The following is a 25,962-nucleotide window of genomic DNA, read 5'->3' as shown; positions in this document are numbered from 1 at the left end:
CGTGGACGAATATCCCGTCATTGACCTGTCCCACCTGCTGCCAGCGGCACAGGGTTTGGCCAGGCTGCCGGCAGACGAGCGCATCCAGCGCATTCGCGCCGACCGCTGGATCGGCTACCCGCGCGCGGTCGAGGCGCTGAACCGGCTGGAAACTCTGTATGCGTGGCCGAACAAGCAACGCATGCCAAACCTGCTGCTGGTCGGCCCCACCAACAACGGCAAGTCGATGATCGTCGAGAAATTCCGGCGGGCGCACCCGGTCGGCACCGACGCTGACCAAGAACATATCCCGGTGCTGGTCGTGCAGATGCCGTCAGAGCCATCGGTGATCCGCTTCTATGTCGCGCTGCTGGCTGCGATGGGCGCGCCGCTGCGCCCGCGCCCACGGCTGCCGGAAATGGAGCAACTGGCGCTGGCCCTGCTGCGCAAGGTCGGCGTGCGCATGCTGGTGATCGACGAACTGCACAATGTACTGGCTGGCAACAGCGTTAACCGGCGCGAGTTCCTCAACCTGCTGCGCTTCCTCGGCAACGAGCTGCGTATCCCCCTGGTCGGGGTCGGCACCCGCGAGGCGTACCTGGCCATCCGTTCGGACGATCAGTTGGAAAACCGCTTCGAGCCGATGCTGCTGCCGCCGTGGGAGGCCAATGAGGACTGCTGCTCGCTGCTGGCCAGCTTCGCGGCGTCACTCCCGCTACGGCGGCCATCCCCGATTGCCACGCTGGACATGGCCCGCTACCTGCTCACCCGGAGCGAAGGCACCATCGGCGAGCTTGCACATCTGCTGGTGGCGGCGGCCGTCGCCGCCGTGGAGAGTGGCGAGGAAGCGATCAACCACCGCACGCTCAGCATGGCCGACTACATCGGCCCCAGTGAGCGGCGGCGACAGTTCGAGCGGGAACTGATGTGAAGTCCGCGCCGCGCTGGCCGCTGCATCCGGCACCCAAGGAAGGCGAAGCCCTGTCCTCATGGCTCAACCGGGTCGCCGCCTGCTACCAGATGGACGTGCACGAGCTGCTGGCCCACGATCTTGGTCACAGCCAACTTGATGACCTGGATACCGCACCATCCTTGTCGTTGCTGACGGCGCTCTGCCAGCGCAGTGGCGTCGAGCTGGAGCGGTTGCGCAGCATGAGTCTTGCAGGCTGGGTGCCGTGGCTGCTCGACAGTCTCGACGATTCGGTACCAGCAGCCTTGGAAACCTATACATTCCAATGCGCGGTGCTCCTGCCCAAGCGCACCCGCAAGGTGCGGTCCATCACTCGCTGGCGTGCCTGGCTACCGAGCCAGACGATTCGCCGGGCGTGTCCGCAGTGTCTGAACGATCCAACGAATCAAGCTGTGCTACTCGTCTGGCAGCTCCCCTTGATGCTGAGCTGCCCGCAGCATGGCTGCTGGCTGGAGTCCTACTGGGGCATGCCCGGCCGGTATCTTCAGTGGGAAATCGCCGATGCTGCGCCGCGCCCTGCCGATGACGCAATCGCCTGCATGGACCGGCGCACCTGGCAGGCGCTGACGACGGGTTTTGTGGAGCTGCCGCGTCGGCGTGTCCACGCCGGCTTGTGGTTCCGGCTGCTGCGCACCCTGCTTGATGAGCTGAACACGCCGCTCTCGCACTGCGGCAGTTGCTCGGCGAGCATCCGCCATGTCTGGGAGCGCTGCGGCCATCCGCTGCGCGCCGGGCAGAGTCTGTGGCGTCCCTACGAGATTCTGGCCCCGGCGGTGCAGTGGCAGATGCTGGAGGCGGCGGCCACCGCCATCACGCTGATCGAGTCAAAGGCGCTGATCCCGCGCGGGGAACAGGCCGCGCTGTTTCAGACGGAGCCGCACACTGGTTTCACCAACGGCCTGCCGGCGAAGGTGCCGAAGCCGGAACCCATCAACCACTGGCAACGAGCAGCCCAGGCCATCGATGAGGCCATCATTGAAGCGCGACACAACCCGGAGACGGCCCGCTTGCTGTTCACACTGGCGTCCTACGGGCGACGCGACCCCGAATCCCTGGAACGTTTGCGCGCCACGTTCACCAAGGAGGGCATCCCGCCGGAGTTTTTGTCACATTACGAGCCTGAATGGCCGTTTGCAGGTCTTAGACTAAATGACGGGTTAAGTGACAGTTTTTGACGGCGAGAACTTTCTGGCTCACACTGTCACATAATCGAACGTATATGTGACAGGTACAAGATGCTGATTGGCTACATGCGAGTATCGAAGGCGGATGGCTCCCAGGCGACGGACTTGCAGCGCGATGCGCTGGTCGCGGCCGGTGTTGATCCGGCGCATCTCTATGAAGACCAAGCGTCCGGAAAACGCGAGGATCGTCCCGGTCTGGCGAGCTGTCTGAAGGCACTACGGCCAGGCGACACGTTGGTCGTTTGGAAACTGGATCGGCTCGGGCGCGACCTGCGCCATCTGATCAATACCGTCCATGACCTGACCGGACGCGGCATCGGCCTCAAGGTGCTGACCGGGCACGGCGCGGCCATTGACACCACGACCGCCGCCGGCAAGCTGGTCTTCGGTATCTTCGCCGCGCTGGCCGAGTTCGAGCGCGAGTTGATCGCCGAGCGCACCGTGGCGGGCCTGGCCTCAGCACGGGCACGCGGCCGGAAAGGCGGCCGGCCGTTCAAGATGACCGCCGCCAAGCTGCGGCTGGCGATGGCGGCAATGGGTCAGCCAGAGACCAAGGTCGGCGACCTGTGCCAGGAACTTGGCGTCACGCGGCAGACCCTGTATCGGCATGTTTCACCCAAGGGTGAGCTACGTCCAGATGGCGAGAAGCTACTCAGCCGAATTTGATGCCGGCATGAGGCAACGTAGCGACAGCGTGGTTTGTCTCAATGGGAAGCGCTCATGATCGATCTTTGAAGGCCCGCAGCAGTCGTGTCACAGACAGGACGAACAAACCGGTCAGCGTGAGGGCTGCGATACCCCAGTACTCTCCGATGAACGCGCCGGCCGTCGTGCCGGCCAGCACAATGGCGAGAATCGGCAAATGGCAGGGACAGGTGAGCACGGCCAGCGCGCCCCACAGGTAGCCGGTGATCGGTTTGTGCGTCTCGGCCGGCATGCGCTCGGGGCTGTTCATGGCAAACTCTCCGCATGCTGTGCCGGCGCGGTCGGCATGGCGGCCAACTGCACTTCCAGATTGGCCAACGCTTCGCGCCGGCGTTCGACGAACTGACGCAGCACAGCAAGCTGCGCGGCAGTTTCATCGCAGTTCGCCGCATCCAGCGCCCGGCACAGCCGCGCCAATGCGCCGAGGCCGATGCCCGCCTCGAAGGCGGCCCGCACGAAGCACAGTCGCTGCAAGGCGGCGTCATCGAACAGGCCGTAGCCACCCGTGGTGCAGGCGACTGGCCGCAGCAATCCGCGCAGCAGGTAGTCGCGCACGATATGCACGCTCACCCCGGCATCAAGGGCCAGCCGGGACACCGTGTAGGCGTTCATCGAACACCTCCTTTTGGTCGGTTCACGGCAATGCATATACCGTTTCGCCGAGTTCAATCCGCGCGCTGCGAATCCGATGCCGGTGCCGTAGAACATTGGGTCGATATCCGATCACGGTGTCCTAGATGACATGGTCTGCAACAGATGTCGATTAAACTCCTGGCCCAAGCCGAAAGCCTCGTGGACACTGACGATCGCCAATCCTTCCAATCCTTGATGCTTGGAGGCCCAGTCTTCCGCCGTCGGGACAGATGCAAAGAAATGTACATGGCAACAGAAGGACTGACGAACGTCGGCTGCTTCCTGCGGCAATACCAAGGACACCGCCATGCCGGCAGGTTCGACAGCCTGTATCTCGCTGGGTGAAACCGTGAGTGAAACGGGTGCTCCGGTTGCAGCGCAATGCGATGAGACGCGAGCTGTACGGCCGATCAGCGCCGGAAATATCAAGGTGTCCAGCGCGCACCAGGCATACAGACGGCGGTCGTCAATTTCAAAGACATACGAAGTCTCGCGCAAGGTGAGGCCGTAGCCGATGATGTTCCCATCTTTGTCATATTCGGTACTGGTGGCCTGTTCGAGTACGGCGGCCACTCGCTCAGCGGGCCAGTCGAGAATCCCGGCAAGTGTCGTTCGTGAAACCGGACGCCCCTTGGCGAGTTCCCGCAGTAGCGGGACCAAGAGATCCGCAGTACCATTGGTACGATTGACCGAAGTGAGACGTTCTAAAATATATGGGGCGAGCTTCATGGTTCCATCTCCTTTCATCCTGCGCAGCAGGACAATTGTTTGACATCCTTGGTGAAGGTCTGCGCCGCGAGCTTCAGTCCCTCGACCATGGTCAGGTAGGGGAACAACTGGTCGGCCAGCTCCTGCACGGTCATCCGGTGGCGGATCGCCAGCGCGGCCGTCTGGATCAGTTCGCCCGCTTCCGGCGCGACCGCCTGTACGCCGATCAGCCGCCCTGAGCCAGCTTCCGCCACCAGCTTGATGAAGCCGCGCGTGTCGAAGTTGGCGAGCGCCCTCGGCACGTTGTCGAGCGTCAGCAGCCGGCTGTCGGTCTCGATGCCGTCGTGGTGCGCTTCCGCCTCGCTGTAGCCCACGGTCGCCACCTGCGGATCGGTGAACACCACCGCCGGCATCGCCGTCAGGTCCAGCGCCGCGTCGCCGCCGGTCATGTTGATCGCGGCGCGGGTGCCGGCCGCCGCCGCCACATAGACGAATTGCGGCTGGTCGGTGCAATCGCCGGCCGCATAGATGTGCGGTGCGCTCGTGCGCATGGCGCGGTCGATGACGATGGCTCCCTGCGCATTGACTTCGACGCCTGCCGCTTCAAGGTTCAGGCTGCGCGTGTTCGGCGCGCGCCCGGTAGCGATCAGTAGCTTGTCGGCGCGTAGCTCGCCGTGCCCCGTGGTGAGCACGAATTCCCCGTCCGCGTAGGCAACGTGGCTTGCCTGGGTGTGATCCAGCACCTCGATGCCCTCGGCGCGGAACGCGGCCGTGACAGCCTCGCCAATGGCCGGGTCTTCGCGGAAGAACAGCGTGCTGCGCGCCAGGATCTTGACCTGGCTGCCCAGGCGCGCGAAGGCCTGCGCCAACTCCACCGCCACCACCGACGAGCCGATGACGGCCAGCCGCTCGGGGATGGTGTCGCTTGCCAGCGCCTCGGTGGAAGTCCAGTAGGGCGTGTCCTTCAAGCCGGGGATCGGCGGGATGGCCGGACTCGCCCCGGTCGCAATCAGGCAGCGGTCGAAGTTCACTTCGTGGGTGCCGCCGCCAGCGGTCGCCACGGTCAGCGTGCGCGCGTCCTTGAACCGGGCCTCGCCGCGCAGCACGGTAATGGCCGGGGTGCTCGCCAGGATGCCTTCGTACTTGGCGTGGCGCAGTTCGTCGACGCGGGCCTGCTGCTGGGCCAGCAGCTTACTGCGGTCAATCGTAGGCACAGTTGCCGCAATACCGCCATCGAACGGGCTTTCCCGGCGCAGATGGGCGATGTGGGCGGCGCGGATCATGATCTTGGACGGCACGCAGCCGACATTGACGCAGGTGCCACCGATGGTTCCGCGCTCGATGAGCGTCACGCGCGCCCCAAGCTCCACGGCCTTCAAGGCCGCCGCCATCGCCGCGCCGCCGCTGCCGATCACGGCCACGTGCAGCGCCGGCTCGCCGCCTTCATGCTTCGTGTCGCCACCGAGCCAGCCCAGAGCCTTATCCAACAGGCCGGTAGGCTTGTTCGGCGTGTCGGCGAGCCGTGCGCGGTAGCCGAGCGCGGCCACTGCGGCTACCAGAGGGGGCAAGTTCACGCCCGCGTCCGCCTCGATTTCGGCCTGCCGCTGCGCATAGGACACCGAGGCCGAGCGCACGCCGGGCACGTTTTTCAGGGCCTGCTGGACGTGCTCGGCGCACGACGTGCAGGTCATGCCTTCGATGTGAAGGGTGATCGCTTCGGCCATGACAGTGCCCTCACTGCTTGACGCTGGAGGGGTAGCCCGCGTTTGCGGTGGCCTTGGTCAAGGCGTCGGCATTGGTCTTCGCGTCGTCGAAGGTGACGACGGCTTCCCGCTTCTCGTAACTGACCTCGGCCTTTTGCACGCCGTCCACCTTGGTGAGTGCCTTCTTTACTGTGATCGGGCACGCGGCGCAGGTCATGCCGGGCACCGACAGGGTAACGGTCTTGGTGGCGGCCCAGGCGGGCGTGCTCAGGGCGGCGGCCAGGGCGATCAGGGTGGCGAGTTTCTTCATGGCAATTCTCCTTTCAATAGAACAGCGGCAGGATGTAGGGGAAAGCGAGGGCAACCAGAACCAGGGCGGCCACGACCCAGAAAATCACCTTGTAGGCCGTCCGCACTTGGGGCACGGCGCAGACGTCGCCCGGCTTGCAGGCATGGGCCGGTCGGAAGATGCTGCGCCAGGCGAAGAACAGCGCGACGAGTGCCGCGCCGATGAAGATCGGCCGGTACGGCTCCAGCACGGTCAGGTTGCCGATCCACGCGCCCGAGAAGCCGAGCGCGACCAGGACGAGGGGGCCGAGGCAACAGGCCGAGGCGAGGACGGCCGCGATGCCGCCGGTCGCCAGTGCGCCGCGGCCGTTCTTGAGTTCCGACATAAGGTTCTCCTTCCGGGACTTCGCTTGATGCTGTAACATTACTTCCGTAGTCAACTACGGAGTCAAGCACCATGGAGAACGCTCAAGAGAATCTGACCATCGGGGCCTTCGCCAAGGCCGCCGGGGTGAACGTGGAGACGATCCGCTTCTATCAGCTCAAGGGCCTACTGCCCCAGCCGGAGCGGCCCTACGGGAGCATCCGCCGCTATGGTCTGGCGGACGTGGCGCGGGTGAAGTTCGTGAAGTCCGCCCAGCGCCTGGGTTTCAGCCTGGATGAGGTCGGCCAGCTCCTGAAACTGGAGGATGGCACCCATTGCGAGGAAGCCAGCAGCCTGGCCGAGCACAAGCTCAAGGACGTGCGCGAGAGGATGGCTGACCTGGCGCGCATGGAGGCCGTGCTGTCTGATTTGGTGTGCGCCTGCCATGCGCGGAAGGGGAACGTTTCCTGCCCGCTGATTGCGTCACTGCAAGGGAAGAAAGAACCGCGCAGTGCGGACGCGGTGTAGCCCGAGGGAACTACGCCTTAGCGTGCTTTATTTTCCGTTTTCTGAGGCGACTCCAACGTCAGAAAAGACCGTGCGGTCGACTTTTGATATTTCGTGCTGTCGCCTTCTGAAAGTGACACACGTCGAACGTCGTCAGCAATGGCCGCCCGGCAACGGCCAGGGGAAATTCCTCCAGGTAGAGCGCCGTCGCCTCACGCAAGTTGGCCAAAGCCTCTTCGATGGTTTCGCCCTGCGTCGTCGTGCCGGTTTCGGGGTTGAATGCCACATAGCCCCCTTCCGGCGCCGGAGTCAAAACAGCGGATAGTTCCATCGATCCTTCCTCATCGGTTCTCACGCCATCAAGGCAAAATGCGCATCTGCGCCGAACGCGCGTGCGCCATGAGCCCTTCGCCTTGGGCAAGCGTGGCGGCGATGGGCGCGAGCTTTTGCGCACCGGCGCGCGACACGGCAACCAGGCTCGTGCGCTTTTGGAAATCGTAGACCCCCAGCGGCGAGGAAAAACGGGCGCTGCGCATCGTCGGCAGCACGTGGTTGGGCCCAGCGCAGTAGTCGCCGATCGCCTCTACCGACCAGTGACCGAGGAAGATTGCCCCGGCATGGCGAATCTTGTCGGCCCAGGGTTCCGGATCTTCGAGGGCGAGTTCGAGGTGTTCGGGCGCGATGCGGTTGGCGATCGCCACCGCCTGCTCCAGATCATCCACCCGGATGAGCGCCCCGCGATGGGCGAGCGAAGCGGCGATCACTTCGCGGCGCGGCATCGTCGGCAGCAACCGCTCGATGGCCTCGGCCACCGCCTCGAGAAAATCCGCCTGCGTGCTCACCAGGATCGCCTGGGCGAGTTCGTCGTGCTCGGCCTGGGCGAAGAGATCCATCGCCACCCAGGCGGGATCGCCCGAACCGTCCGACAGGATCAGGACTTCGGAGGGCCCCGCCACCATGTCGATGCCCACCACGCCGAAGACGCGCCGCTTGGCTTCGGCCACGTAGGCGTTGCCGGGGCCGACGATCTTGTCGACTTGAGGAATCGTCTGGGTTCCATAGGCGAGCGCCCCGACCGCCTGCGCTCCGCCGATGGTGAAGACGCGATCGACCCCGGTGAGGTGCGCCGCGGCGAGCACCAGGGGATTCTTCTCGCCGCGCGGCGTGGGCACGGTCATGATGAGCTCGCCCACGCCGGCCACTTTGGCCGGGATGGCATTCATCAGCACCGAGCTGGGATAGGCGGCGCGGCCACCAGGCACGTAGAGGCCGACGCGATCGAGCGGCGTCACTTTCTGCCCCAGGCGCGTGCCGTCCGCTTCCTCGATCACCCAGCCTTCGAGCTTTTGCCGCTCGTGGAAGGTTTCGATGCGCTCGGCGGCACGCACCAGGGCGTCTTTCTGCTCGGCGGGCAGCGCGGCGAAGGCCTCGGCGAGCGCCGACTTGGGCAGTTCCAGCTCGGCCATGTGGGTCACGGTCAGGCCATCGAAGCGGCGGGTATACTCGAGTACCGCCGTATCGCCCGTGGTGCGCACCGCGCGCAGGATCTCGTCGACGGCACGAGCGACGGCCTCATCCGTCTGCGCCTCGAAGGCGAGCAGCGCATCGAGCCGGGCGAAGAACTCGGGATCGCGCACGTCCAGCCGGCGGATGCGCGCGGCGGACGAATCAGGCATCTGGCTGGTCATGGAGCGTCTCCGCGAAGGTGTCGATGACCGGTTGTACCAAGGCGTGCTTCAGTTTCAAGGCGGCCTGGTTGACGATCAGACGACTGGAAATGGGCATGATTTCCTCGACCTCGACCAGGCGATTGGCCCGCAGCGTGTTGCCCGAAGAAACGAGATCGACGATGGCGTCGGCCAGCCCGACCAAGGGCGCGAGTTCCATCGAGCCGTAGAGCTTGATGAGATCGACGTGCACCCCCTTGGCGGCGAAATGCGCCTTGGCGGTCTTGAGGTACTTGGTCGCCACGCGGATGCGGCTGCCGAGCCGCACCGCCGCGGCATAGTCGAACCCCTCGGGCACGGCCACGCACAGCCGGCAGCGGGCGATGCGCAGGTCGAGCGGCTGATACAGCCCCTGCCCGCCGTGTTCGAGCAGCACGTCCCGTCCGGCGATGCCCAGGTCCGCCGCCCCATACTGGACGTAGGTGGGCACGTCGGTGGCGCGCACGATCAGCAGCCGCACCTCGGGGCGATTGGTCTCGAGGATGAGCCGGCGCGAGGTTTCAGGGTCATCTTGCGGCACGATGCCGGCCGCCGCGAGCAGCGGCAGCGTCTCGGTGAAGATGCGCCCCTTGGAGAGCGCGAGCGTGATCCGTTCCATGCCTCGATTCTACCGGATGCGGCGCACCTGGGCGCCCAGGGCCCCCAGCTTTTCCTCGATCCGTTCGTAGCCGCGATCGAGATGATAGATGCGCTCGATGATCGTCTCGCCCTCGGCCTTGAGCGCGGCCACGACCAGCCCGGCGGATGCCCTCAGGTCGGTAGCCATGACGGCGGCCCCGTCGAGCCGCGCCACGCCGGTGACCACGGCGGTGTTGCCGTCGATGCGGATGTCGGCTCCGAGCCGCTGCAGCTCGACGGCGTGCATGAAGCGGTTCTCGAAAATGGTCTCGCGGATGACCCCGCTGCCCTCGGCCACCGTATCGAGCGCCATGAACTGCGCCTGCATGTCGGTGGGAAAGCCCGGATACGGGGCGGTGCGCACGTCCACGGCGCGCAGCCTCGCCGGTGCCTGCAGCACGACCCAGTCGGGGCCGGTCTCGATGCGGCACCCCGCCTCGGCGAGCTTGGCGAGCACGGCTTCGAGCGAACCAGGGTCGGCTCGGGTGAGCCGGATTCCCCCACCCGTAATGGCTGCGGCGCACAGATAGGTCCCGGTCTCGATGCGATCGGGCATGACGCGGTAACGGGCGCCGTGCAGCCGCGACACGCCGCGCACGCGCAAGGTGTCGGTGCCGATGCCGTCGATGTCCGCACCCATGGCCACCAGGCAGCGGGCGAGATCGCTCACTTCCGGTTCACGCGCAGCGTTTTCGATGACCGTCGTCCCTTCGGCGAGGCAAGCGGCCATGAGCAAGTTCTCGGTGCCGGTGACGGTGACCAGATCCGGCACGAGCCGCGCCCCGCGCAGCCCCGGCGTGGTGGCGTGGATGTAGCCGTGTTCGACGCGTACCGTGGCGCCCAGCGCCTGCAATCCCTTGATGTGCTGGTCGACCGGGCGCGCGCCGATGGCACAGCCGCCGGGAAGGCTCACCACGGCCTCGTGACAGCGCGCCACGAGCGGGCCCAGCACGAGGATGGAGGCGCGCATCGTCTTCACGAGTTCGTAGGGCGCTTCGGGAGAGACGATGCGCTTCGCCTGCAGCCGCACGGTCGGACCCTCGCGCTCGATCGCCACACCCATGCGGGCCAGCAGGGCGAGCAGCGTATCGACGTCGCGCAGGTGCGGCACGTTCTCGACCTCGAGCGGCTCCTCGGTCAGCAGCGCCGCGCACAAGATGGGCAATGCCGCGTTCTTCGCCCCGGAGACGGGGATCTCACCGGCGAGCCGCACACCGCCGACGATGGCGAGTTTGTCCACCCTCAACCCCTTCCGCGCGACTCGAGCTCGGCGCGCAGATTTTCCCACTCCTCGGGCGTGAGGGTCGTCAGCGCAAGGGCATGGATTTCCGTGCCCATCGCCGGCCCCAAGGCCCGATAGACCATTTGGTGCTGCTGCACTTTGCGCTTGCCGCGAAAGGCTTCACTCACTACCAAGCCGGTGAAGTGCACGCCGTCCTCACCCTCGACCTGGACGTGCAGACAGGGAAGATGGGCCGCGATGGCCGCTTCGATCGCTTTGGGATCGTACATGAGAGACTCCACAACCTCACTGACGTAGTTTGTAGCCGCGGGCGAGCAGGGTGAGCGTGAGCGTCACCACCGCGACCGTGGCAGCGAGCGACACCCCCAGACTCACCCACGGGTTGGTGTCCGCCTGACCGAAAAAACCATAGCGAAAGCCGTCGATCACGAAGAAGAACGGGTTGAGATGCGACACTTTCTGCCAGAAAGGGGGAAGCGACGCGATCGAATAGAACACCCCAGAGAGCATGGTGAGTGGCATGACGAGAAAGTTCTGAAAGGCGGCGAGTTGGTCGAACTTATCCGCCCAGATGCCGGCGACGATCCCTAGTGCACCCAATAGCAGCGAACCGATCACGGCAAACGCGAGCGCCCATAGCGGCGCGGCGAGCGGCAGATCGACGAAGACGAGCCCCACCAGGATCACCCCCAAGCCCACGGCGAGCCCCCGCACCACGCAAGCGAGCGCGTAGCCCCAGAAAAATTCCAGATGCGACAAAGGGGGCAGCAGCACGAAGACGATGTTGCCAGTCACCTTGCTCTGGATGAGCGAAGAGCTGGAATTGGCGAAGGCATTTTGCAGCACCGACATGATCGCCAACCCCGGGATGAGGAAGGCGGTATAAGGCACCTCTCCATAGGTCGTCACGTGCCGGTCGAGCACGTTGGAGAAGATGAGCAGAAAGAGCAGCGCATTGAGGATGGGCGCGGCCACCGTCTGGAACGCCACTTTCCAGAACCGCATCACTTCCTTGTAGAAGAGCGTGCGGAAGCCCGCACCGAAGCATTCAGGCACTTCGCATCACCTCGACGAAGACACGCTCCAGATCCGGCTCACCCACGCGCAGCTCGCGCACCTCGGCACCCGCTTCGCGCAGACGACGCAGGATGAGCTCGATGTCGGCATAACGCTCGAAGGGGATACGCACCCAGCCATCCTCGCCCGCCACGCCACCCAGGGTGAGGGTCACTTCGGGGCGATCGAGCCGCACTTCCAGTTCATGGGCATGGAATCGCGCGAGCAGCCGCTCGGTGGTGTCGAGCGCCACGATCCGGCCGGCCTTGAGCATGGCAATGCGGTGGCACAGCGACTCGGCCTCTTCGAGATAATGGGTGGTGAGGAGGATCGTGTGTCCCTGATCGTTGAGTTTCTGGATGAATTGCCACAGACCGTGGCGCAGTTCGACGTCTACGCCCGCGGTGGGCTCGTCGAGCACGATCACCGGGGGACGATGCACCAGGGCTTGTGCCACCAAAACGCGACGTTTCATCCCGCCCGAGAGGGTGCGCATGTTGGCCTCGGCCTTGTCGGCCAACCCCAGGCCGTGCAGCAGTTCTTCGATCCAGGCTTCGTTGCGGGTGAGCCCAAAATAGCCGGATTGGATGCGCAGGATCTCGCGCACCGTAAAGAAGGGATCGAAGACGAGCTCCTGCGGCACCACGCCGATGGCGCGGCGCGCCTGGCGGTAGTCGCGCACGACATCGAATCCCATGACGCGCACACTGCCCGCGCTCGGCCGTGCCAGGCCGGCCAAGAGCGAGATGAGGGTGGTCTTGCCCGCCCCGTTGGGCCCCAGCAGGCCGAAAAATTCGCCACGCTCGATGCTGAGGTCTACGCCGGCGAGCGCCGTGAAGTCGCCGAAACGCTTGACGGCGCCTTGCAAGGCGATGGCAGCGGTCATGTCTTGGCCGGTTCCGGCGTCAGGGGCAAGAAGGCGTCGACCCCGTAGAGCTGGGCGAGCGCCAGGGCCTGTTGCGGCAGTCGCGTGATCTCGAGCGTGGCGCCGGCACGCCGCGCCCGGCGCAGCCATTCGATCAACAGCGCCACGAAGGAAGAATCGCACGCGCTCACCCCCCCCGCATCGACGAGGACGTGCGAGCCGGCCTGGACCCCCTCCGGCCAACGATCGAGAAAACCGGTGACGCTGCGCAGATCGATGTGCCCTTCGAGCGAAACACGCATCATCGGCCCCGTATCGGACATCGTTTTGCTCATCCCTGCGTCGCCGCGTCGGCCGGCAAAGTCTCGCCGCGAGCGTTCTTCTGTGCGAGCATCTGGATCAGCCCATCGATCCCTTTGGCTTGAATCTCCTGGCCGAAAGTGCTGCGATAGCTCGTCACCAAGCTCACGCCGGCCACCACCACGTCGAATACCTTCCAAGAGTCTCCTCTCAATTCCATCATGTAGTCGACGGAGATCGGCTCCCCGCCAGGGCGGATGAAATAGGAGGAAACTCGCACGGTCTTGTCACCCGGGGCCATGCGCAAGGGTCTGAATTCGAGCTTTTCGTTGCGGTATTCACGCAACGCGGAGGCGTAGGTTCGTACCAACAGGGTCTTGAATTCCTCGGTGAGACGTTTGCGCTGCTCGGGCGTGGCCTGCCGCCAGGCCGGACCCACGGCCAGCATCGTCATCCGCTCGAAGTTGAAATGGGGGAGCACCCGCTCTTCGACGTAGACGAGCCATTCGTTCATGTCCTCATCGGACTGGATCGGCTTCTGTTTGAGCCGTTCGATGACCTCGTCGGCGATCTCCTTGACCAGCACGTCGGGCGCCTTGGGTTCGGCACGCACGGCCGTCCCCCAACCGAAGATCAATATCGGCAGAAGCACGATTCCCAGCCAGCGCCATACCATCGATCGATGCATCATGTTCGTCCTCACGTCCTTCCTCACGTTCTAGCGACCCGAGTCGCCATCAATTCCATTGCCATTGAAATCTTCGTACTCGATCGGAGGATTTCCATCGTGGATCAAGTAGTTACGCCTCTGGAAGTAGGCGTCTCGCATATAGGCGTACTTGTCGATCATCCGTCCTTCGATGGCCCGATCGGCCGGCAACAACTCGGCCCGCTTGACCACGATCTCGGCCGCCTTGAAGGAATACTTGGCCGCATCGCCCTCGACGTAGGTCGTCGGATGACTGTAGTAATCGACCGGCAACGCGGCGGTATCGCGTATGTTGCGCCCACCCAGGAGCGGCAGCACCAAGTAAGGGCCATCGCCCACCCCCCACACGGCGAGGGTCTGGCCGAAATCTTCGTTATGTTTGGGGATGCCGGCCTCGGAGGCGATGTCGAGCACCCCGAGCAAGCCCCAGGTCGAGTTCAGCGCGAAACGGAAGAGATCACCGAATGCCGCCTCGACCTTGCCTTGCAGCAAATTGTTGGCTGCATTTCTCAAGTCCCCCAGATTGCTGAAAAAGTTGCTCACCCCCGTTTTCGCCGGGGAAGGCAAGACGTTGTCGTAGACCACCGCCGCCGGGCGCAAGACGACCGTATCGAGGGCGTCGTTGATCTGGAACATCGCCCGGTTGAACCCTTCGAATGGATCCTTGGGGTGGGAGGGTTGGCTGGTCGCACAACCCGATAAAACCATGCCGGTAGCCAGCACCGCGATCGTTTTCTTGTACTTGTACACTTCGCTCCCCTTCATGCTCATTTGCCGCCGCCATCGGCTGCCTGGTTGAACAGGAATTGACCGATCAGCTTCTCCAATACGAGCGCCGACTGCGTCATCTGGATGCGATCTCCGTCTTCGAGCATTTCGACGTCGGCGCCGGCTGCCAGACCGATATACTGCTCACCCAAGAGACCGGAGGTCAAGATGGCAGCGATCGTATCCTTGGGAAAAGGATAGGCGGCGGAAACCCTCATTTCCACCTCCGCTTGGTACACGTTGGGATCGAAACGAATCGCAGTGACCCGCCCCACCACCACTCCGGCGCTCTTGACCGGCGCCTTGACCTTGAGCCCGCCGATATCGTCGAAACGAGCATAGAGGGTGATGGTGGCGCCTCGCGTTCCTTCGGAAGAGACATCGGCCACTTGCATCGCCAAAAACATCAACGCCGCGAACCCCAGCGCCACGAAGGCGCCGACCCACAGATCCAGCATCGCACGATTCATCGCCACTCCCGGGAAAATAACCCGTATGTCATTTTCCGATATACATGAAAGAAGTCAGAATGAAATCCAACGCCAACACCGTCAGAGACGAATAGACCACCGTCTTCGTGATCGCCCGCGACACCCCTTCGGCCGTCGGCGTGCAATCATAGCCCTGAAAGACCGCGATCAGGCTCACCGCCCAACCGAACACGAAGCTCTTGACGACCCCATTCATCACGTCTTCCCGGAAGTCGACGGAATTGGCCATCTGCGACCAGAACGTGCCGTTGTCCACCCCGATCACGACCACGCCGATGAACCAGCCGCCGATGACCCCGACGGTGCTGAAGATGGCCGCGAGCAGCGGCATCGACAGCACCCCGCCCCAGAAGCGGGGAGCCACCACCCGGGCGATGGGGTTGACGGCCATCATGTCCATGGCCGTGAGCTGCTCGGTGGCCTTCATGAGCCCGATCTCGGCGGTGACCGCCGAACCGGCGCGGCTGGCAAACAGCAGTGCCGCCACTACCGGCCCGAGCTCGCGCAGCAGCGACAGCGCCACGATGCTGCCGAGCGCCGACTCCGAGCCGAAGCGCTGCAAGGTGTCATAGCCCTGCAGCCCCAGTACCATGCCGACGAAGGCGCCCGAGACCACGATGATGACGAGCGAGAGCACGCCGGAGAAATAGAGCTCGCGGATGGTGAGCGAAAAACGCGCAAACGACGGCCCCGAGTGGCGCAGCATCACGAAGAGGAAGCGGGTTGCGAACCCGACCTGCCAAACTCCATCGACCGTGAGCCGCCCCAGGGCGCGCAGCAACCGGATCATCGTGCCACCTCCGATTCCAACAGGCTCTCTGCGAGAGGAGGCGCGGGATAATGGAACGGAACGGGCCCGTCGGCTTCGGCATGGATGAACTGGTGCACGAAGGGATCGGTAGAAGCGCGAATCTCATCGGGCGTACCTTGGGCCACGATTTTCCCTTCGGAGACGAGATAGACGTAATCGACGATGGAAAGCGACTCTACCACGTCGTGGGTCACCAGGATGGACGCAGCACCGAGCGCATCGTTGAGCTTGCGGATCGCCTGACCGATCACCCCCAGCGAGATCGGATCGAGCCCGGCGAAGGGCTCGTCGTACATGATGAGTTCCGGATCGAGCGCCACCGAACGGGCGAGCGCCACGCGCCGCGCCATGCCACCGGAGAGCTCACTGGGCATGAGCGTGGCGGCTCCCCGCAGACCCACGGCGTTGAGCTTCAGAAGGACGAGGTCGTGGATCATCGATTCGGGCAAGTCGGTGTGCTCGCGCAAGGGGAAGGCGACGTTGTCGAATACCGACAGATCGGTGAAGAGCGCACCGAACTGGAAGAGCATCCCCATGCGCCGACGCAGAGCGTAGAGCTCTTTTTCGGAAATCTTCTCCAGGGATTCGCCGAAGACGCGCACGCTTCCCTTGCGCGCGCGCAGCTGACCGGAGACGAGGCGCAGCAAGGTGGTCTTGCCCGAGCCGCTGCCGCCCATGACGGCCACGAGTTGCCCGCGGCGCACCGAAAAATCGATGCCCGACAAGATCAGGCGCTCGCCGTAACCGGCGTCGACGCCGCGCAGTTCAACCACGGGTTCAGCGATGTCAGGATGGGTCGTCACGGCTCACTCTCACCTCGGGTGTCGTCAATGATACACGAAACCCCGTACCCCACAAAAGGACTCCATAGCCCCTGGTAAATCATTAAAGTTTACGTCACGCTCGCCGATATCCCTGGAAAGCCAGGAGCACGACCATGAAGAACAATCGCCTTCTCGTCCACGGTGCCCCCCTGTTGTGTGGCGCCTTGTTCGCCCTAGCTGGCTGCACCCAGACCATAGGCGCTCAGCCTTCCGATGCCGAAAGCCGGAGCACGCCCGTCGCATCGGGGAGCCTGACGCTCGCCGAGCCCAGCAGGGCGGCGGGATTCAGTACAGCCATCGCTCAACTCGCCGAGCAGCTCGATCGTAATACTCGACACAAAGCCCTACTTCCGGCCGTGCTCGCCAGCACCTTCGTCAATCTCGACGATCTCGACGACACCTCTCCACTGGGACGCCTCGTCACCGAGAATTTGGTTCACGAATTGCAGATACGACGCTGGAACGTCTACGACATCCGCCTGAGCAAAGCGGTGGCCGTCAATCCCACGGGCGAATTCGTCCTCACCCGCGACCCAAAACTGCTCGAATACCAATACCTGGTCGCCGGGGTGCTCGCCGGCACTTATTCGATCGCCGGCAACGAAGTCTTCGTGAACGCCCGCATCATAGACATCAATACGGGCGTGGTCGTGAGTTCCGGCCAGATCAGCCTGCCGATCGACGAGTTCGTCGCCCGACTGCTCGTCGACGGTGATCAGCTCAAACCCATGCGCATCATCCGCGGCAAATGAAATGATCGCCCGTATCCGAGCCGCGGCTGCAGCTTTGTCGGCCGCAGCATTGCTCTCGGCCTGTAGCGCCCCCACCTCCCTGAGCCCGTCGTGCCACGAGATCCTCCAAGACGCGCTCTTTCGCATGGTGGCGCAAATCTGCCCCGGAAGCCAAAACATCGTCATCACCGACTTCGTCGAGGTCGACGGCTATACCACCGACCCGTATGGTAAGGCCCTGGGAGAATCCTTCCGGCTGGCCTGGAGCCAGCGCTGTAACGCACCGGTTCGTCACGTGGAAGTGGGCGACCATTTCATTCTGGACGAAGACGGATTTCGGCTGCTCACGCGCGACACCGAACGGATCCGACGAGATCTGGTCAGCGAACGCGAGGTCGCGGTCGGCACCTATCGGCGCAGCGCAGGCTGGGTGTCGCTGGGCGCACGGCGAATCGATCCGACCGACGGCACCGTGCGCGCCGCGAGCACCGGGCGAATCCCCGAGCACTGCCTCGACGGCGAACCTCCCCCCAGCAACGGCCGGCTGGATTTGCGCACCACCGTGGCCGATTGAGCAGCCGTGAATCGATCGGCGTGCAGCGGAACCGTCGCGCAGGGTTCGCGTACGCGAAGCAAGGGCGTACCGCCGGGGAAGTCGGGGATTTTGCCTCACGGCCCCTGCAGCAGGATCGCCTCCCCGCGCTCGAGCGCCTTCTGCTCCCCTCGCAGGATCACCACGTCGCCGGGGCGCATGATCAATCCCGGTTCCGGTGACTGCGCCCGTATGCCGCGCCGACGGACTGCCGCGACCTCGACGCCGCACTCTTTCAAACCCAGCTCACCGAGATGCCGCCCCACTGCCCAAGCCTCCTCGGGCAGCAATACCGAATGCAGGCGAATCTCCCCTTCCAGTCCTTCGGATCCCCGCTCGTCCGAACTGCCAGCGAAATAGCCGCGCAGCAGCGCGTACCGCTGGGCACGAATCTCGCGGATGCGCCGCGCCACGCGGCTCAGGGGAGTACCGATGAGCGCCAAGGTATGCGTGGCCAGCATCAGGCTAACTTCGATCGCCTCGGAGATCACCGCCGTGGCGCCGGCCGCGGTCAGCCAGTCGATATCGCTCTCGGCGCGCGCGCGCACCACGACCGGCACGTCGGGGCGCAGTTCGCGCAGTACCGACAACACGCGTAGGGATGCCTGCAGATCAGCAAAAGAAATCACCACTGCGCGGGCGCGCAGCAAGCCGGCCGCGATCAGGGTCTCGCGCCGGCTCGCATCGCCATAGAGTACGTTTTCACCCGCGGCCGTAGCCTCGGCCACCCGCTCGGGATCGAGATCGAGCGCCACGGCCGGCACCGATTCGTGCTCCAGCAGGCGCGCCAGATACTGCCCCGTACGGCCATAGCCCAGGATCAACACGTGTTGTTTCACCTTGATGGTCTGCGCTGCGATCGCCGTGAGCTCCATCGCACGCGTCATCCACTCCGAGGCGACGAAGCGCAACACCAGACGGTCCGACGCCGCGACGATGAGCGGAGCGAGCAACATCGACAAGACCAACGCCGCCGCGCCCGTCTGTAGCCAGAACGACGGCAAGATCTCCAATCCCGCGCTCTGCGCCAGCAACACGAAACCGAACTCCCCGCCGGTGCACAACCACAACGCCGAGCGCATCGCCACCGGCGCCTTCGAGCCCATCATCCTCGAACCGACGAACACCACCGTGAATTTGATCGCCAGGACCAAGACCAGCAAGCCCGCCACGTAGATGAAGTGACGCGTCACTTCGCCGATGTCGAGGAACATCCCCACCGTGATGAAAAACAAGCCCAAGAGCACGTCGCGAAACGGCTTGATGTCCTCTTCCACCTGATAACGATAGGCGGTCTCGGAAATCAGCATGCCCGCCAAGAAAGCCCCCAGCGCCAACGACAGGCCAAACGCCTCGGACAAAGCGGCCATGCCCAGGGTGACCAACAGCACGTTGATCATGAAGAGCTCGGGCGAGCGCCGTTTCGCTACCCAGTCGAACCAACGGCTCATCAGAGGATGCCCATAGCGCAAGACCAAGACGAGTGCCGCCACGGTCTTTGACATTGCCAAAGCCAGCGCCCCCACCCATTGGTCGCCCTGCGAGGAAGCGAACGCCGGCACCAGGATCAGCAAGGGCACCACCGCCAGATCCTGGAACAACAGGACGCCGATGGTCTCCCTTCCGTGAGGTTTTTCCAGTTCGCGCCGCTCGACGAGGAGTTTCGAGAGGATGGCCGTCGAAGACATGGTGAGCGCACCGGCCAGGGCCCAGGCCGGCAAGAGCGACAGACCCAAGAGCCAAAACAAGGCGGTGAGCACGATATGCGTGACGATCACCTGTAGCGCCCCCAAACCGAGCACGATGCGGCGCATCGCATTGAGGCGGGTGAGCGAGAACTCCAAGCCGATGGAGAACATCAAAAAAACCACACCAAATTCGGCGAGCCAGGCCGTCGGCCCATCCTGAGGCATCAAACCCAAGGCATGCGGCCCGATGGCCACTCCCACCAAGAGATAGCCCATCAGAGAGGGCAACCCCATCTCTTTGAACAAGGCCACCGCAAAAAGCGAAGCGGCCAAAAGTATCAGAATCGTGATCAAGACTTCATGCATTCCGATCCCCCGAGACGGGATTCGTCTGGACACCGCGAAAAAGCGCCGCGGGCGGCTGCGAGGCAAGGCATCCGGTGCGCCGGATGCGACACATATCGAGTGGATATGCGGACATCCGAGCACCGCAGAACGCTACCTTCCAGCCGCGCAGCGAGGTCATTCGAGGTGCCCGTATTTGTTATACTGGGCTTTTCAAGTATAAACGAAGCGTAAATGCAGCCGCAGACGGTTCCCCCCCTCGACACCGACCGCATGCTCGCCAGCGGACGGCGCACGCTCACCATCGAAGCGCAGGCACTGCACGCCCTGGCCGAGCGGCTCGACCCAACCTTCGGCGACGCGGTACGAACGATTCTCGGCGCGCGCGGCCGGGTGATCGTCACCGGCGTGGGCAAATCCGGCCACATCGGGCGCAAGATCGCCGCCACGCTCGCCTCGACCGGCACGCCCGCCTACTTCGTCCATGCCGCGGAGGCCGCGCACGGGGATCTCGGCATGATCACGCCCGAGGACGTCGTCGTCGCCATTTCCTATTCCGGCGCGAGCGACGAAGTGCTGATGATCCTGCCGGCCATCAAGCGCCAGGGCGCGGCCCTGATCGCCCTCACCGGCCGCCCCGATTCCCCGCTCGCACGCCAGAGCGACGTGCATCTCGACGTGAGCGTGCGCGAGGAAGCCTGCCCGCACAACATCGCCCCGACCGCCAGCACCACCGCGGCGCTCGCCATGGGCGACGCGCTGGCGATCGCGCTCCTGGAAGCGCGCGGCTTCGGCCCGGAAGATTTCGCCCGTTCGCACCCCGGCGGGGCGCTCGGGCGCAAGCTGCTCACGCGCGTGGCCGACGTGATGCGGCTGCGCCCCGAGGTCCCGACCGCGCCGCCCGACGTTCCCCTCACCGAAGCGCTCCTCATCATGTCGCGCGGCGGCATGGGCATGGTCGCGGCGATCGATGCCGACGACCAGCCGCTGGGCATCTTCACCGACGGCGATCTGCGCCGCGCCATCGAACAAGGTGCCGACCTGCGCACCGAGACTCTCGCCCGGCGCATGAATCCTTCGCCCAAGACCATCTCCCCCGAGGCGCTCGCCGCCGAAGCCGCGCGCCGTATGGAAGATGCGCGTATCAGCCAGATGCTCGTGGTCGACGACGGCCGCCTCGTCGGGGCGCTGCACATGCACGACCTCATGCGCGCCAAGGTGCTGTGATGACCATCGCCACCGCCAAAGCCAGCCGCGTGCGCCTGATGGGGTTCGACGTCGACGGCGTGCTCACCGACGGCCGTCTCTACTATGGCCCCGAGGGCGACACCCTCAAGGCGTTCCACACCCTCGACGGACACGGGCTGAAGCTGCTCGCCCGCGCCGGCATCGAACCGATCGTGATTTCCGGCCGAACCTCCGTCGCCCTGGCACGGCGCTGTGCCGAACTGGGCCTGCCGCTCGCCATGGGCATCGAAGACAAACGCAGCGAGATGGCCGCGCGACTCGCCGAGCGCGGGCTGGGATTCGAAGAGGCCGGCTACATGGGCGACGACGTCGTCGACCTCCCTCTCATGCTTTCCTGCGGTTTCAGTGCGGCGCCGGCCGACGCCCACGAGCTCGTCAAATCCCGGGCCGACTGGATCGCCTCCCGCCCCGGCGGAGCCGGCGCCGTGCGCGAACTGTGCGACTTCCTGCTGCGTGCCCAAGGACGCTGGGACGAACTGCTGGCACCCTACCTTCACACCCCATGACCCCTCCTCGCCCCGCCGTGCTCCTGCCGTTGCTTTTCGTCACGCTGCTTGCCGGATTCTCTTTCTGGCTCGAGCGGCGGGTGAACCTTCTCACCCAGCCCGCCCCCGTCGAACCCGCCGGCGAAGTCGATCTCGTCTCCGGCGGCCTGGTCATCGACGTCTATTCGGAGGCCGGACTGCCCATGCACCGCCTCATCGCCGAGCGCGCCACGCACTACCTGAGCGACGATCGCACCGCGCTCGAACACCCCCGTGTCACATCCCGGCGCGAGGACGTCTACTTCACCGGACAGGCGCAGCGCGCCGACGTCTTCGACGGTGGGCAACGGATCCATGCTCATGACGACGTGCTCGTCACCCGAGTGCTCGACGGAGAGGAAACCCGTTACCAAGGACAAATGCTCATCTGGTGGCCAGAAGATGGTCGAGCCCGCTCCGACCTTCCCGTGCTCATCACACGCGGCGAGCGGCGCGCCAGCGGCGACCGGATGGAAGCGGAAGACCACCTCGCGAAGATCACGCTCATCGGCAACGCCCACGTGTTCTGGCCACCACCCCCCTCGACCACCTCCAAGAACGCCGCATCGCCGCCGACGGCGTCTCCCGCTCCCCGACGGAGTCCATCACCATGATCCCTATCCTTCAGCCGGAGACCTCGATCAAGCTGCTGCGCGGCTGCATGGCAGCGTTACGCGCTGCCCTGAAGCACACCCACGTTCATGAGACTCCCACCCCAAGCGCCTCACGCCTAGGGCGGCGGCCGCTCACGACGGTTTTTCTAGGCGCCCTGCTATTGCCCTTGTGGCTCGCCTTGGCCGCCGCGCCCGCGTATGCGGAAAAGGCCGACAAACAAAAACCCATCGAAATCGACGCCGACCGCATCCACGTCGACGACCGGCAAAAAATCCATATTTTCGAGGGCAACGTGCTCATGAAGCAGGGCACGCTGGAAATCCGGGGCGACCGCGTCGTCGTGACCCAAGACGAGCAGGGCTTCAAGACGGGTGTGGCCACCGCCCAAGGCGGCAGGCTCGCCACCTTCAAGCAGAAACGCGACAACAGCGACGAATGGGTCACCGGAGAAGCCGAGCGGCTCGAATACGACGCGCGCACCAACAAAGTAAAGCTCATCGGCCGGGCCCGCGCCACCTCGGGTCAGGACGAAGTGCGTGGCGCCTACATCGAGTACGACCAGAACACCGACCAGTACTACGTCACCACCGCCGGCGGCACCTCCAGTGCGCCATCGGGCCGTGTGCGTGCCGTGATTCAGCCGAAGAACACCGAGGAACAATGAATTTTTCCCACCCACGAGAGGAGCATTCCATGGACTACCAAAACATCATCGTCGAGACCCACGACCGCGTCGGCCTCATCCGGCTCAACCGCCCCAAGCAGCTCAATGCCCTCAACGATGCGCTCGTCGATGAACTGGGGCATGCGCTCGATGCCTTCGAGGCCGACGAAGGAATCGGCGCCATCGTCATCACCGGCAACGAAAAAGCCTTTGCCGCCGGGGCCGACATCGCCGCCATGGCCAATTTCTCCTACATGGACGCCTACAAGGGCAACTACATCACGCGCAACTGGGAACGCGTCAAGACCTGCCGCAAACCGGTGATCGCCGCGGTGGCCGGTTTCGCTCTGGGCGGCGGCTGCGAGCTCGCCATGATGTGCGACCTCATCATCGCCGCCGACAATGCCAAGTTCGGTCAGCCCGAAGTCAAGCTCGGCATCCTGCCCGGCGCCGGCGGCACCCAGCGCCTGCCGCGCGCCGTGGGCAAGGCCAAAGCGATGGAGCTGTGCCTCACCGGTCGTTTCATGGACGCCGAAGAAGCCGAGCGCAGCGGCCTGGTGGCGCGCGTGGTCCCGGCCGAGCGGCTGCTCGAAGACGCCCTCGAGACGGCCAAGACCATCGCCAGCTACTCGCTGCCGGTCGTCATGATGATCAAGGAGTGCGTCAATCGCGCCTACGAGGGCCCCCTCAACGAAGGTCTGCTCTTCGAACGCCGCATGTTCCATTCCAGCTTCGCCCTGGAAGACCAAAAGGAAGGCATGGCCGCTTTCCTCGAGAAACGCGCCCCACGATTCACCCATCGCTGAGCGCTCGAAACCCGCCCCTACGGGGGCGGCTCATGTCGCGATACGGCAAACGAGAACCTTTCCCCTTTATTTGCATCCAAATCCCAAAAAATCCTTGCGTTACATGGATTTTGTGCATTGCACAAAAAAGCTTGACAAGGCCCCGACCTTGAACTATAGTGGGATCGTTGCTGCATTGCAGCAATCTTTTCCATTCAAGGAGGACGTACCATGAACACCACCGTCGACACCCTCACCCAACGTGGCCGCCAACTCTCGGATGCGTGGCTCGCCATGGCCAGCTCCGGATTCTCCGCGACCGAGCGGCTCATCGCGCTGCAGATGAACACCCTGCGCGAAGCGATCGAGCAGTCGCTCGCGCACGCCAAGCGCGTTGCCGAAACCAAAGACGCGCAGGAATTCTTCAAGCTGCAGCAAGAAGCCCTCACCCCCTCGATCGAGAAGACGCTCGCCTATCAGCGCAACGTCTACGAAGTGCTGCAGCAGAGCCAGACCGAGATCGCCAAAATCATCGAAACGCAATTGGCCGAAGCCAACCGGCAAATGATCGAGCTGCTCGACAAGATGGCAAAATCTGCGCCCACCGGCGCCGAGACGGTCATCGCGGCAGCCAAGTCCGCCATCGCGGCGGCCAACAGCGCCTACGACAACCTCGCCAAGGCCGCCAAGCAAGTGGCCGAGATCGCCGAGGCCAACATGACTGCAGCAACCAGCGCCACCGTGAAGGCCGTGACGTCCGCCTCCCAGCAGCTCGCCACCAAAGCCGCCCCCGCGGCGACGGCAGCCAAGAAAACCACCCAGAGCGCGGCCTGAGTCGCACACTGGACGCGGTGCCGGGCACCGCGTTGCGTGAAACGCCCGCCGTACGCGGGCGTTTTGCTTTTCCCCTGCCGCCGGCTCTGCTAGGATAGCGTTTCGACCGAACTTCTTTCCTGCAGACCATGCGCTTTCTCCTCCCCCTCGTCCTCGCATTGGCGCTTGCCGGCTGCGGTGTGAAAGGACCGCTCTACCTGCCCCCACCTCCTGCCTCGGGGGAATCGAAATGAATTTCCCCATGCCGACGCTACGGGTCACGGCACGAGGACTCGCCCTCGAAGACGTTCCGCTCACAGCCATTGCCTCCGCCTACGGCACCCCTTGCTACGTCTATTCGCGTGCGGCGATCGAATCGGCGTTCGACCGCTATCGCACGGCGCTGCCGCCCGAACGCGCCGAGATCTGCTACGCTGTCAAGGCGAACGGCAATCTTTCGATCCTGCGGCTACTCGCCGCGCGCGGGGCGGGGTTCGACATCGTCTCCCGCGGCGAGCTCGAACGCGTGCTCGCCGCGGGCGGCGAAGCGCATCGCATCGTCTTCTCCGGCGTCGCCAAGGGCGCCGCCGAGATCCGCCGCGCGCTGGAAGTCGGGATCGGTGTGTTCAACGTCGAATCGGCGGCGGAACTCGCCCGTATCACGCACATCGCCCGCGAACTGGGTCGGCATGCCCCGGTGGCCCTGCGCATCAACCCCGACGTCGACCCCAAGACGCATCCCTATATCTCCACCGGGCTCAAGCGCAACAAATTCGGCATTCCCGTGGCGGAAGCGCTCGAGCTCTACCGGCAGGCCAAGTCGGCACCGGAGATCGAGCTCGTCGGCATCGCCTGCCACATCGGCTCGCAGCTGCTCGACCCTTCTCCCTTGTTGGAAGCCGCCGATCGCGTGAAAGACGCGGTAGCGCGGCTCGAGCGCGACGGTATCCGGCTGCGGCACATCGATCTGGGCGGGGGCCTGGGCATCCGTTACCGCGACGAGACTCCGCCCGACATCCCCGCCGTGCTGCGCACGCTCGCCGATCGCTTTGCCGACCGCCCCGAACGACTGGTGTTCGAACCGGGGCGATCCGTCGTCGGCAACGCGGGCTTGCTGCTCACGCGCGTCGAATACCTCAAACAGGGGGAAGAACAGGACTTCGCCCTGGTCGATGCCGGCATGAACGACCTGATGCGCCCGGCGCTCTACGACGCCTGGCACGAGATCGTCCCGGTCGTGCCGCGACCGGGGCCGGCGCGCCGCTACGACGTGGTGGGGCCGGTGTGCGAATCGTCCGACTTCCTCGGCCGCGGGCGCGAACTCGCCCTCGAACCCGGGGATCTGCTCGCGGTGCTCTCGGCCGGCGCCTACGGCATGGCCATGAGCTCGAACTACAACGCCCGGCCACGGCCAGCCGAAGTGCTGGTGGACGGGGCGACACACCGCCTCATCCGCCGGCGCGAATCGCTGGAGAGCCTGTGGGCGCCAGAAGAAACCTGACCT

The 25,962-nt window shown here is 64.6% G+C and carries 34 protein-coding genes; 14 read left to right on the top strand and 20 right to left on the bottom strand.

Annotated elements, in window-relative coordinates:
* Position 1 precedes the first annotated feature (1 nt).
* Genes EPD80_RS05370 through EPD80_RS05360 form a run of 3 tightly spaced genes read left to right on the top strand, consistent with a single transcriptional unit; the run spans position 2 to position 2,799 of the window.
* Positions 2-910: a TniB family NTP-binding protein gene (locus EPD80_RS05370; RefSeq protein WP_003465065.1), complete on the top strand. Its 909-nt coding sequence runs from the start codon at positions 2-4 to the stop codon at positions 908-910.
* Positions 907-2,124: a TniQ family protein gene (locus EPD80_RS05365; RefSeq protein WP_003465063.1), complete on the top strand. Its 1,218-nt coding sequence runs from the start codon at positions 907-909 to the stop codon at positions 2,122-2,124. Before EPD80_RS05370 ends, EPD80_RS05365 begins: the two co-directional genes overlap by 4 nt.
* A gap of 60 nt (positions 2,125-2,184) precedes the next feature.
* Complete coding sequence (locus EPD80_RS05360) at positions 2,185-2,799, top strand: recombinase family protein (RefSeq protein WP_011405614.1); 615 nt, start codon at positions 2,185-2,187, stop codon at positions 2,797-2,799.
* 52 nt (positions 2,800-2,851) lie between these two features.
* Here EPD80_RS05360 and merE read toward each other — a convergent pair whose 3' ends face one another.
* The 6 genes from merE to merT all read right to left on the bottom strand — a co-directional run bounded on the left by merE (position 2,852) and on the right by merT (position 6,556).
* The gene (merE, locus tag EPD80_RS05355; protein ID WP_011405613.1) at positions 2,852-3,088 is read right to left on the bottom strand and encodes a broad-spectrum mercury transporter MerE; all 237 of its coding nucleotides are present in this window, start codon (positions 3,086-3,088) and stop codon (positions 2,852-2,854) included.
* Positions 3,085-3,450 carry a mercury resistance co-regulator MerD gene (gene merD, locus EPD80_RS05350; RefSeq protein ID WP_000995361.1) on the bottom strand — a complete coding sequence of 122 codons (366 nt, stop codon included), beginning with the start codon at positions 3,448-3,450 and terminating at the stop codon, positions 3,085-3,087. The genes merE and merD overlap by 4 nt, the downstream gene beginning before the upstream one ends.
* A 111-nt stretch (positions 3,451-3,561) precedes the next feature.
* Positions 3,562-4,200: an organomercurial lyase MerB gene (merB, locus tag EPD80_RS05345; protein ID WP_000761850.1), complete on the bottom strand. Its 639-nt coding sequence runs from the start codon at positions 4,198-4,200 to the stop codon at positions 3,562-3,564.
* Between the two features lie 14 nt (positions 4,201-4,214).
* A complete protein-coding gene (merA, locus tag EPD80_RS05340; RefSeq protein WP_142804904.1) occupies positions 4,215-5,903 on the bottom strand; it encodes a mercury(II) reductase in 1,689 nt (562 codons plus the stop codon).
* A gap of 10 nt (positions 5,904-5,913) precedes the next feature.
* Positions 5,914-6,192 (bottom strand): mercury resistance system periplasmic binding protein MerP, encoded by a 279-nt coding sequence (gene merP / locus EPD80_RS05335; RefSeq protein WP_022579741.1) that lies wholly within the window; start codon positions 6,190-6,192, stop codon positions 5,914-5,916.
* Positions 6,193-6,205: 13 nt separating this feature from the next.
* Complete coding sequence (merT, locus tag EPD80_RS05330; protein WP_142804903.1) at positions 6,206-6,556, bottom strand: mercuric ion transporter MerT; 351 nt, start codon at positions 6,554-6,556, stop codon at positions 6,206-6,208.
* A 71-nt stretch (positions 6,557-6,627) separates the two neighbouring features.
* Between merT and merR the strand changes: the two genes are divergently transcribed.
* Positions 6,628-7,062, top strand: a complete 435-nt coding sequence (gene merR, locus EPD80_RS05325) for an Hg(II)-responsive transcriptional regulator (RefSeq protein WP_142804902.1) — start codon at positions 6,628-6,630, stop codon at positions 7,060-7,062.
* A gap of 58 nt (positions 7,063-7,120) precedes the next feature.
* On the opposite strand, the gene EPD80_RS05320 is transcribed toward merR, so the two are convergent.
* Genes EPD80_RS05320 through EPD80_RS05260 form a run of 13 tightly spaced genes read right to left on the bottom strand, consistent with a single transcriptional unit; the run spans position 7,121 to position 16,432 of the window.
* The gene (locus tag EPD80_RS05320) at positions 7,121-7,372 is read right to left on the bottom strand and encodes a type II toxin-antitoxin system HicB family antitoxin (RefSeq protein ID WP_142804901.1); all 252 of its coding nucleotides are present in this window, start codon (positions 7,370-7,372) and stop codon (positions 7,121-7,123) included.
* A 28-nt stretch (positions 7,373-7,400) separates the two neighbouring features.
* Entirely contained in the window at positions 7,401-8,729 is a 1,329-nt protein-coding gene (hisD, locus tag EPD80_RS05315; protein WP_221928863.1) for a histidinol dehydrogenase, read from the bottom strand.
* Positions 8,710-9,366, bottom strand: a complete 657-nt coding sequence (gene hisG, locus EPD80_RS05310; protein WP_142804900.1) for an ATP phosphoribosyltransferase — start codon at positions 9,364-9,366, stop codon at positions 8,710-8,712. Before hisG ends, hisD begins: the two co-directional genes overlap by 20 nt.
* 9 nt (positions 9,367-9,375) lie before the next feature.
* Entirely contained in the window at positions 9,376-10,626 is a 1,251-nt protein-coding gene (murA, locus tag EPD80_RS05305) for a UDP-N-acetylglucosamine 1-carboxyvinyltransferase (RefSeq protein ID WP_142810054.1), read from the bottom strand.
* Positions 10,627-10,628: 2 nt separating this feature from the next.
* Positions 10,629-10,898, bottom strand: coding sequence for a BolA family protein (locus EPD80_RS05300; RefSeq protein ID WP_142804898.1), 270 nt, complete (start codon positions 10,896-10,898; stop codon positions 10,629-10,631).
* Positions 10,899-10,914: 16 nt separating this feature from the next.
* On the bottom strand, positions 10,915-11,685 hold the full coding sequence (locus EPD80_RS05295) for an ABC transporter permease (RefSeq protein WP_142804897.1): 771 nt from the start codon (positions 11,683-11,685) through the stop codon (positions 10,915-10,917).
* Positions 11,678-12,571: an ABC transporter ATP-binding protein gene (locus EPD80_RS05290; protein WP_142810051.1), complete on the bottom strand. Its 894-nt coding sequence runs from the start codon at positions 12,569-12,571 to the stop codon at positions 11,678-11,680. The genes EPD80_RS05295 and EPD80_RS05290 overlap by 8 nt, the downstream gene beginning before the upstream one ends.
* Positions 12,568-12,885, bottom strand: a complete 318-nt coding sequence (locus EPD80_RS05285; protein WP_206673186.1) for an STAS domain-containing protein — start codon at positions 12,883-12,885, stop codon at positions 12,568-12,570. Before EPD80_RS05285 ends, EPD80_RS05290 begins: the two co-directional genes overlap by 4 nt.
* Complete coding sequence (locus EPD80_RS05280) at positions 12,882-13,541, bottom strand: MlaC/ttg2D family ABC transporter substrate-binding protein (RefSeq protein WP_221928862.1); 660 nt, start codon at positions 13,539-13,541, stop codon at positions 12,882-12,884. The genes EPD80_RS05285 and EPD80_RS05280 overlap by 4 nt, the downstream gene beginning before the upstream one ends.
* A gap of 27 nt (positions 13,542-13,568) precedes the next feature.
* Positions 13,569-14,330 (bottom strand): MlaA family lipoprotein, encoded by a 762-nt coding sequence (locus EPD80_RS05275; RefSeq protein WP_142810048.1) that lies wholly within the window; start codon positions 14,328-14,330, stop codon positions 13,569-13,571.
* The gene (gene mlaD, locus EPD80_RS05270; RefSeq protein ID WP_142810045.1) at positions 14,327-14,797 is read right to left on the bottom strand and encodes an outer membrane lipid asymmetry maintenance protein MlaD; all 471 of its coding nucleotides are present in this window, start codon (positions 14,795-14,797) and stop codon (positions 14,327-14,329) included. The genes EPD80_RS05275 and mlaD overlap by 4 nt, the downstream gene beginning before the upstream one ends.
* A 28-nt stretch (positions 14,798-14,825) precedes the next feature.
* Entirely contained in the window at positions 14,826-15,608 is a 783-nt protein-coding gene (gene mlaE, locus EPD80_RS05265) for a lipid asymmetry maintenance ABC transporter permease subunit MlaE (RefSeq protein ID WP_142804893.1), read from the bottom strand.
* Positions 15,605-16,432: an ABC transporter ATP-binding protein gene (locus EPD80_RS05260; RefSeq protein ID WP_142810043.1), complete on the bottom strand. Its 828-nt coding sequence runs from the start codon at positions 16,430-16,432 to the stop codon at positions 15,605-15,607. The genes mlaE and EPD80_RS05260 overlap by 4 nt, the downstream gene beginning before the upstream one ends.
* Before the next feature lie 134 nt (positions 16,433-16,566).
* On the opposite strand from EPD80_RS05260, the gene EPD80_RS05255 reads away from it, so the two are divergent.
* Together EPD80_RS05255 and EPD80_RS05250 are read left to right on the top strand one after the other, a co-directional pair.
* Positions 16,567-17,205, top strand: coding sequence for a FlgO family outer membrane protein (locus EPD80_RS05255; RefSeq protein WP_142810040.1), 639 nt, complete (start codon positions 16,567-16,569; stop codon positions 17,203-17,205).
* 1 nt (position 17,206) lies between these two features.
* Positions 17,207-17,758 (top strand): FlgO family outer membrane protein, encoded by a 552-nt coding sequence (locus EPD80_RS05250; RefSeq protein WP_142810037.1) that lies wholly within the window; start codon positions 17,207-17,209, stop codon positions 17,756-17,758.
* Positions 17,759-17,853: 95 nt separating this feature from the next.
* Here the strand turns inward: EPD80_RS05250 and EPD80_RS05245 are convergent, their stop codons facing one another.
* Positions 17,854-19,830: a monovalent cation:proton antiporter family protein gene (locus EPD80_RS05245; protein WP_142810034.1), complete on the bottom strand. Its 1,977-nt coding sequence runs from the start codon at positions 19,828-19,830 to the stop codon at positions 17,854-17,856.
* A gap of 213 nt (positions 19,831-20,043) precedes the next feature.
* Here EPD80_RS05245 and EPD80_RS05240 point away from each other — a divergent pair, with 213 nt between their 5' ends.
* The 8 genes from EPD80_RS05240 to lysA all read left to right on the top strand — a co-directional run bounded on the left by EPD80_RS05240 (position 20,044) and on the right by lysA (position 25,959).
* Complete coding sequence (locus EPD80_RS05240) at positions 20,044-21,036, top strand: KpsF/GutQ family sugar-phosphate isomerase (protein ID WP_142810031.1); 993 nt, start codon at positions 20,044-20,046, stop codon at positions 21,034-21,036.
* Positions 21,036-21,563, top strand: coding sequence for a KdsC family phosphatase (locus tag EPD80_RS05235; protein WP_142810028.1), 528 nt, complete (start codon positions 21,036-21,038; stop codon positions 21,561-21,563). The genes EPD80_RS05240 and EPD80_RS05235 overlap by 1 nt, the downstream gene beginning before the upstream one ends.
* Positions 21,560-22,195, top strand: coding sequence for an LPS export ABC transporter periplasmic protein LptC (gene lptC / locus EPD80_RS05230; protein ID WP_142810025.1), 636 nt, complete (start codon positions 21,560-21,562; stop codon positions 22,193-22,195). The genes EPD80_RS05235 and lptC overlap by 4 nt, the downstream gene beginning before the upstream one ends.
* Positions 22,192-22,860 carry a lipopolysaccharide transport periplasmic protein LptA gene (gene lptA / locus EPD80_RS05225; RefSeq protein ID WP_221928861.1) on the top strand — a complete coding sequence of 223 codons (669 nt, stop codon included), beginning with the start codon at positions 22,192-22,194 and terminating at the stop codon, positions 22,858-22,860. The genes lptC and lptA overlap by 4 nt, the downstream gene beginning before the upstream one ends.
* A 29-nt stretch (positions 22,861-22,889) precedes the next feature.
* Entirely contained in the window at positions 22,890-23,666 is a 777-nt protein-coding gene (locus EPD80_RS05220) for an enoyl-CoA hydratase (protein WP_142810022.1), read from the top strand.
* A 210-nt stretch (positions 23,667-23,876) separates the two neighbouring features.
* Positions 23,877-24,479: a TIGR01841 family phasin gene (gene phaP, locus EPD80_RS05215; protein WP_142810019.1), complete on the top strand. Its 603-nt coding sequence runs from the start codon at positions 23,877-23,879 to the stop codon at positions 24,477-24,479.
* A gap of 128 nt (positions 24,480-24,607) precedes the next feature.
* A complete protein-coding gene (gene lptM, locus EPD80_RS11575) occupies positions 24,608-24,712 on the top strand; it encodes an LPS translocon maturation chaperone LptM (protein WP_142804883.1) in 105 nt (34 codons plus the stop codon).
* Entirely contained in the window at positions 24,709-25,959 is a 1,251-nt protein-coding gene (lysA, locus tag EPD80_RS05205) for a diaminopimelate decarboxylase (protein WP_142810017.1), read from the top strand. Before lptM ends, lysA begins: the two co-directional genes overlap by 4 nt.
* Positions 25,960-25,962 lie beyond the last annotated feature (3 nt).

Source organism: Tepidiphilus olei, assembly GCF_006980705.1.
Lineage (GTDB): Bacteria > Pseudomonadota > Gammaproteobacteria > Burkholderiales > Rhodocyclaceae > Tepidiphilus > Tepidiphilus olei.
The sequence above is the reverse complement of the archived record's forward strand: the minus strand, read 5'-3'. Positions and strand labels throughout refer to the sequence as shown.

Excerpts from the sequence above, each read along its gene's own strand:
- EPD80_RS05360 (WP_011405614.1), top strand. The coding sequence starts at position 2,185 with ATGCTGATTGGCTACATGCGAGTATCGAAGGCGGATGGCTCCCAGGCG.
- merE (WP_011405613.1), bottom strand. The coding sequence starts at position 3,088 with ATGAACAGCCCCGAGCGCATGCCGGCCGAGACGCACAAACCGATCACC.
- merD (WP_000995361.1), bottom strand. The coding sequence starts at position 3,450 with ATGAACGCCTACACGGTGTCCCGGCTGGCCCTTGATGCCGGGGTGAGC.
- merB (WP_000761850.1), bottom strand. The coding sequence starts at position 4,200 with ATGAAGCTCGCCCCATATATTTTAGAACGTCTCACTTCGGTCAATCGT.
- merA (WP_142804904.1), bottom strand. The coding sequence starts at position 5,903 with ATGGCCGAAGCGATCACCCTTCACATCGAAGGCATGACCTGCACGTCG.
- merP (WP_022579741.1), bottom strand. The coding sequence starts at position 6,192 with ATGAAGAAACTCGCCACCCTGATCGCCCTGGCCGCCGCCCTGAGCACG.
- merT (WP_142804903.1), bottom strand. The coding sequence starts at position 6,556 with ATGTCGGAACTCAAGAACGGCCGCGGCGCACTGGCGACCGGCGGCATC.
- merR (WP_142804902.1), top strand. The coding sequence starts at position 6,628 with ATGGAGAACGCTCAAGAGAATCTGACCATCGGGGCCTTCGCCAAGGCC.
- EPD80_RS05320 (WP_142804901.1), bottom strand. The coding sequence starts at position 7,372 with ATGGAACTATCCGCTGTTTTGACTCCGGCGCCGGAAGGGGGCTATGTG.
- hisD (WP_221928863.1), bottom strand. The coding sequence starts at position 8,729 with ATGACCAGCCAGATGCCTGATTCGTCCGCCGCGCGCATCCGCCGGCTG.
- hisG (WP_142804900.1), bottom strand. The coding sequence starts at position 9,366 with ATGGAACGGATCACGCTCGCGCTCTCCAAGGGGCGCATCTTCACCGAG.
- EPD80_RS05300 (WP_142804898.1), bottom strand. The coding sequence starts at position 10,898 with ATGTACGATCCCAAAGCGATCGAAGCGGCCATCGCGGCCCATCTTCCC.
- EPD80_RS05290 (WP_142810051.1), bottom strand. The coding sequence starts at position 12,571 with ATGACCGCTGCCATCGCCTTGCAAGGCGCCGTCAAGCGTTTCGGCGAC.
- EPD80_RS05285 (WP_206673186.1), bottom strand. The coding sequence starts at position 12,885 with ATGAGCAAAACGATGTCCGATACGGGGCCGATGATGCGTGTTTCGCTC.
- EPD80_RS05280 (WP_221928862.1), bottom strand. The coding sequence starts at position 13,541 with ATGATGCATCGATCGATGGTATGGCGCTGGCTGGGAATCGTGCTTCTG.
- EPD80_RS05275 (WP_142810048.1), bottom strand. The coding sequence starts at position 14,330 with ATGAGCATGAAGGGGAGCGAAGTGTACAAGTACAAGAAAACGATCGCG.
- mlaD (WP_142810045.1), bottom strand. The coding sequence starts at position 14,797 with ATGAATCGTGCGATGCTGGATCTGTGGGTCGGCGCCTTCGTGGCGCTG.
- mlaE (WP_142804893.1), bottom strand. The coding sequence starts at position 15,608 with ATGATCCGGTTGCTGCGCGCCCTGGGGCGGCTCACGGTCGATGGAGTT.
- EPD80_RS05255 (WP_142810040.1), top strand. The coding sequence starts at position 16,567 with ATGAAGAACAATCGCCTTCTCGTCCACGGTGCCCCCCTGTTGTGTGGC.
- EPD80_RS05250 (WP_142810037.1), top strand. The coding sequence starts at position 17,207 with ATGATCGCCCGTATCCGAGCCGCGGCTGCAGCTTTGTCGGCCGCAGCA.
- EPD80_RS05245 (WP_142810034.1), bottom strand. The coding sequence starts at position 19,830 with ATGCATGAAGTCTTGATCACGATTCTGATACTTTTGGCCGCTTCGCTT.
- EPD80_RS05240 (WP_142810031.1), top strand. The coding sequence starts at position 20,044 with ATGCAGCCGCAGACGGTTCCCCCCCTCGACACCGACCGCATGCTCGCC.
- EPD80_RS05235 (WP_142810028.1), top strand. The coding sequence starts at position 21,036 with ATGACCATCGCCACCGCCAAAGCCAGCCGCGTGCGCCTGATGGGGTTC.
- lptC (WP_142810025.1), top strand. The coding sequence starts at position 21,560 with ATGACCCCTCCTCGCCCCGCCGTGCTCCTGCCGTTGCTTTTCGTCACG.
- lptA (WP_221928861.1), top strand. The coding sequence starts at position 22,192 with ATGATCCCTATCCTTCAGCCGGAGACCTCGATCAAGCTGCTGCGCGGC.
- EPD80_RS05220 (WP_142810022.1), top strand. The coding sequence starts at position 22,890 with ATGGACTACCAAAACATCATCGTCGAGACCCACGACCGCGTCGGCCTC.
- phaP (WP_142810019.1), top strand. The coding sequence starts at position 23,877 with ATGAACACCACCGTCGACACCCTCACCCAACGTGGCCGCCAACTCTCG.
- lptM (WP_142804883.1), top strand. The coding sequence starts at position 24,608 with ATGCGCTTTCTCCTCCCCCTCGTCCTCGCATTGGCGCTTGCCGGCTGC.
- lysA (WP_142810017.1), top strand. The coding sequence starts at position 24,709 with ATGAATTTCCCCATGCCGACGCTACGGGTCACGGCACGAGGACTCGCC.